We start from the raw sequence: 5,444 nt of genomic DNA, 5'->3' as shown, positions 1-5,444 counted from the left end.
GGGGTGGTGTGGGAGCATCCGATCCTTGAGAACTCAACAGCGTGCACTTGTCAAATGCCAAATAACCTCGATCTCGGCTTCGGCTGAGGTGAGATTCCTTTGGATCAAAGTCCGGCATTTCGGTGTCGGCGATGGATAGTCAGCAATGATTTATCTTTTTGGTCAGTTCAAACTCGCTGCTTCGGCCTATTCCGGTCGTTGTCAGTATTTTTCTTTTACGGAGAGTTTGATCCTGGCTCAGGATGAACGCTGGCGGCGTGCTTAACACATGCAAGTCGAACGGTGAAGCAGAGCTTGCTCTGTGGATCAGTGGCGAACGGGTGAGTAACACGTGAGCAACCTGCCCCTGACTCTGGGATAAGCGCTGGAAACGGCGTCTAATACCGGATATGAGCTGCGATCGCATGGTCAGCAGTTGGAAAGATTTTTCGGTCTGGGATGGGCTCACGGCCTATCAGCTTGTTGGTGAGGTAATGGCTCACCAAGGCGTCGACGGGTAGCCGGCCTGAGAGGGTGACCGGCCACACTGGGACTGAGACACGGCCCAGACTCCTACGGGAGGCAGCAGTGGGGAATATTGCACAATGGGCGAAAGCCTGATGCAGCAACGCCGCGTGAGGGATGACGGCCTTCGGGTTGTAAACCTCTTTTAGCAGGGAAGAAGCGAAAGTGACGGTACCTGCAGAAAAAGCGCCGGCTAACTACGTGCCAGCAGCCGCGGTAATACGTAGGGCGCAAGCGTTATCCGGAATTATTGGGCGTAAAGAGCTCGTAGGCGGTTTGTCGCGTCTGCTGTGAAATCCCGAGGCTCAACCTCGGGTCTGCAGTGGGTACGGGCAGACTAGAGTGCGGTAGGGGAGATTGGAATTCCTGGTGTAGCGGTGGAATGCGCAGATATCAGGAGGAACACCGATGGCGAAGGCAGATCTCTGGGCCGTTACTGACGCTGAGGAGCGAAAGGGTGGGGAGCAAACAGGCTTAGATACCCTGGTAGTCCACCCCGTAAACGTTGGGAACTAGTTGTGGGGTCCATTCCACGGATTCCGTGACGCAGCTAACGCATTAAGTTCCCCGCCTGGGGAGTACGGCCGCAAGGCTAAAACTCAAAGGAATTGACGGGGACCCGCACAAGCGGCGGAGCATGCGGATTAATTCGATGCAACGCGAAGAACCTTACCAAGGCTTGACATATACGAGAACGGGCCAGAAATGGTCAACTCTTTGGACACTCGTAAACAGGTGGTGCATGGTTGTCGTCAGCTCGTGTCGTGAGATGTTGGGTTAAGTCCCGCAACGAGCGCAACCCTCGTTCTATGTTGCCAGCACGTAATGGTGGGAACTCATGGGATACTGCCGGGGTCAACTCGGAGGAAGGTGGGGATGACGTCAAATCATCATGCCCCTTATGTCTTGGGCTTCACGCATGCTACAATGGCCGGTACAAAGGGCTGCAATACCGCGAGGTGGAGCGAATCCCAAAAAGCCGGTCCCAGTTCGGATTGAGGTCTGCAACTCGACCTCATGAAGTCGGAGTCGCTAGTAATCGCAGATCAGCAACGCTGCGGTGAATACGTTCCCGGGTCTTGTACACACCGCCCGTCAAGTCATGAAAGTCGGTAACACCTGAAGCCGGTGGCCCAACCCTTGTGGAGGGAGCCGTCGAAGGTGGGATCGGTAATTAGGACTAAGTCGTAACAAGGTAGCCGTACCGGAAGGTGCGGCTGGATCACCTCCTTTCTAAGGAGCACTGCACTCTTCGGAGTGACAGAGCCGGTTTCGAGACGAATGTTCTCGACCGGAGCTCATGGGTGGAACATTTGACGAGGTGGGGGAGGGTGACCTCCGGAGTTAGTACGGCCTTCGGGTCTGGAACGGTTCGGGGTGAGGTTTCTTCCACCTGCACGCTGTTGGGTCCTGAGGGACCGGATGATGAGTCCGAACCTCTGGGCCTTTCTTGTGCCGGCTGTGGCTGGTGGCGAGGGAGGTACCGCCCGTACTTTGAGAACTACACAGTGGACGCGAGCATCTTGCGAGCTGATCTTTAGGGATCGGTTCGTGATAGATGATCTTAAAGATCATTAGTCAATTTCGAATTGACGATTCAACTCATGTGATTTCAAGTCTTTAAGAGCAAACGGTGGATGCCTTGGCATCTGGAGCCGAAGAAGGACGTAGCAATCTGCGATAAGCCTCGGGGAACTGATAAGCAAGTTTTGATCCGAGGATGTCCGAATGGGGAAACCCCGCCAGGGCGCGTGCGTACCTGGTGACTCCCGCCTGAATATATAGGGCGGGTAGAGGGAACGTGGGGAAGTGAAACATCTCAGTACCCACAGGAAGAGAAAGCAACCGCGATTCCGTTAGTAGTGGCGAGCGAAACCGGAACAGGCTAAACCTAGCGTGTGTGATAGCCGGCAGGCGTTGCACGTTGGGGGTTGTGGGACTTTTCAGACAGTTCTGCCGATCTGTCGGCGTTACAAGAAGGTATAGACGAACCGCATTGAAAGGCGGGTCATAGAGGGTGCCAACCCCGTAGTCGAAATGCTTCTCTTGACGCGAAGAGTATCCCAAGTAGCACGGGGCCCGAGAAATCCCGTGTGAATCTGTCAGGACCACCTGATAAGCCTAAATACTCCCAGATGACCGATAGCGGACAAGTACCGTGAGGGAAAGGTGAAAAGTACCCCGGGAGGGGAGTGAAATAGTACCTGAAACCGTTTGCTTACAAACCGTTGGAGCACCCCTGGTAGGTGTGACAGCGTGCCTTTTGAAGAATGAGCCTGCGAGTTAGCGATATGTGGCGAGGTTAACCCGTGTGGGGTAGCCGTAGCGAAAGCGAGTCTGAATAGGGCGATTCAGTCGCATGTCCTAGACCCGAAGCGAAGTGATCTATCCATGGCCAGGCTGAAGCGACGGTAAGACGTCGTGGAGGGCCGAACCCACTTAGGTTGAAAACTGAGGGGATGAGCTGTGGATAGGGGTGAAAGGCCAATCAAACTTCGTGATAGCTGGTTCTCTCCGAAATGCATTTAGGTGCAGCGTTGCGTGTTTCTTGCCGGAGGTAGAGCTACTGGATGGCCGATGGGCCCTACAAGGTTACTGACGTCAGCCAAACTCCGAATGCCGGTAAGTGAGAGCGCAGCAGTGAGACTGTGGGGGATAAGCTTCATAGTCGAGAGGGAAACAACCCAGACCACCAACTAAGGTCCCAAAGCGCGTGCTAAGTGGGAAAGGATGTGGAGTTGCTGTGACAACCAGGAGGTTGGCTTAGAAGCAGCCACCCTTGAAAGAGTGCGTAATAGCTCACTGGTCAAGTGATTCCGCGCCGACAATGTAACGGGGCTCAAGCACGCCACCGAAGTTGTGGCATTGACATTATTGGTAGGCCTTCGTGGTCCAGCCGTGTTGATGGGTAGGAGAGCGTCGTGTGGCCAGCGAAGCGGCGGTGTGAACCAGCCGTGGAGGCTACACGAGTGAGAATGCAGGCATGAGTAGCGAAAGACGTGTGAGAAACACGTCCTCCGAAAGACCAAGGGTTCCAGGGTCAAGCTAATCTTCCCTGGGTAAGTCGGGACCTAAGGCGAGGCCGACAGGCGTAGTCGATGGACAACGGGTTGATATTCCCGTACCGGCGAAGAACCGCCCCAGCTAATCCAGTAGTGCTAAGAGTCCTAACCCGGCTGAGTGGATCCCTTCGGGGTGAAGCCGGCCGGTCTAACGCTCGAACCCGTTCTGGTGCGGCTAGCGTATTAACAGGTGTGACGCAGGAAGGTAGCCCAACCCGGGCGATGGTTGTCCCGGGGCAAGTGCGTAGGCCGAGAGATAGGCAAATCCGTCTCTCATTCAGGCTGAGACACGATGCGGATAAAAAGTGGGTGATCCTATGCTGCCAAGAAAAGCATCGACGCGAGGTTCTAGCTGCCCGTACCCCAAACCGACTCAGGTGGTCAGGTAGAGAATACCAAGGAGATCGAGAGAATCGTGGTTAAGGAACTCGGCAAAATGCCCCCGTAACTTCGGGAGAAGGGGGGCCATCCACTTATACGGACTTGCTCCGGAAAGGGTGTGGTGGCCGCAGAGACTAGTGGGTAGCGACTGTTTACTAAAAACACAGGTCCGTGCCAAGTCGCAAGACGATGTATACGGACTGACGCCTGCCCGGTGCTGGAAGGTTAAGAGGACCGGTTAGCCGCAAGGCGAAGCTGAGAATTTAAGCCCCAGTAAACGGCGGTGGTAACTATAACCATCCTAAGGTAGCGAAATTCCTTGTCGGGTAAGTTCCGACCTGCACGAATGGCGTAACGACTTCCCAACTGTCTCAACCGCGAACTCGGCGAAATTGCATTACGAGTAAAGATGCTCGTTACGCGCAGCAGGACGGAAAGACCCCGTGACCTTTACTACAGCTTGGTATTGGTGTTCGGTGTGGCTTGTGTAGGATAGGTGGGAGACTATGAAGCGGTGACGCCAGTTACCGTGGAGTCATTGTTGAAATACCACTCTGGTCACTCTGGATATCTAACTTCGAACCGTAATCCGGTTCAGGGACAGTGCCTGGTGGGTAGTTTAACTGGGGCGGTTGCCTCCCAAAAAGTAACGGAGGCGCCCAAAGGTTCCCTCAACCTGGTTGGCAATCAGGTGGCGAGTGTAAGTGCACAAGGGAGCTTGACTGTGAGACTGACAGGTCGAGCAGGGACGAAAGTCGGGACTAGTGATCCGGCAGTGGCTTGTGGAAGCGCTGTCGCTCAACGGATAAAAGGTACCTCGGGGATAACAGGCTGATCTTGCCCAAGAGTCCATATCGACGGCATGGTTTGGCACCTCGATGTCGGCTCGTCGCATCCTGGGGCTGGAGTAGGTCCCAAGGGTTGGGCTGTTCGCCCATTAAAGCGGTACGCGAGCTGGGTTTAGAACGTCGTGAGACAGTTCGGTCCCTATCCGCTGCGCGCGTAGGAAATTTGAGAGGATCTGACCCTAGTACGAGAGGACCGGGTTGGACGAACCTCTGGTGTGCCAGTTGTTCTGCCAAGAGCACCGCTGGTTAGCTACGTTCGGGATGGATAACCGCTGAAAGCATCTAAGCGGGAAGCCGGCCTCAAGATGAGATTTCCATACCTTCGGGTGAGAGGCTCCCAGCCAGACTACTGGGTTGATAGGCCGGATGTGGAAGCGTGGTAACACGTGAAGCTGACCGGTACTAATAAGCCGATGACTTGATAACACACCGTTTAGGTGCTTGCGTCCACTGAGTGGTTCTCGATGTACGGTCGAGAACCGCATAACGAACAATCGTTGTGCAGACTGAAACATCAATAGTGTTTCGGCGGCCATAGCGTGAGGGAAACGCCCGGTCACATTCCGAACCCGGAAGCTAAGCCTCACAGCGCCGATGGTACTGCAGGGGGGACCCTGTGGGAGAGTAGGACACCGCCGGACTTCTTTCG

The 5,444-nt window shown here is 54.9% G+C and carries 3 rRNA genes; all 3 read left to right on the top strand.

Annotation, left to right across the window (positions count from 1 at the left end):
* Window positions 1–214 precede the first annotated feature (214 nt).
* The 3 genes from Q9S71_RS15085 (at window position 215) to rrf (ending at window position 5,436) form a co-directional block, all read left to right on the top strand.
* Window positions 215–1,737, top strand: a 16S ribosomal RNA gene (locus Q9S71_RS15085).
* Window positions 1,738–2,114: 377 nt separating this feature from the next.
* A 23S ribosomal RNA gene (locus tag Q9S71_RS15080) occupies window positions 2,115–5,221 on the top strand.
* A 98-nt stretch (window positions 5,222–5,319) separates the two neighbouring features.
* Window positions 5,320–5,436 (top strand): 5S ribosomal RNA (gene rrf / locus Q9S71_RS15075).
* Together the 16S, 23S and 5S rRNA genes form the textbook arrangement of a ribosomal RNA operon.
* Window positions 5,437–5,444 lie beyond the last annotated feature (8 nt).

This window comes from Microbacterium gawkjiense, from assembly GCF_031932225.1.
Taxonomy (GTDB): Bacteria; Actinomycetota; Actinomycetes; order Actinomycetales; family Microbacteriaceae; genus Microbacterium; species Microbacterium gawkjiense.
The sequence above is the reverse complement of the archived record's forward strand: the minus strand, read 5'-3'. Positions and strand labels throughout refer to the sequence as shown.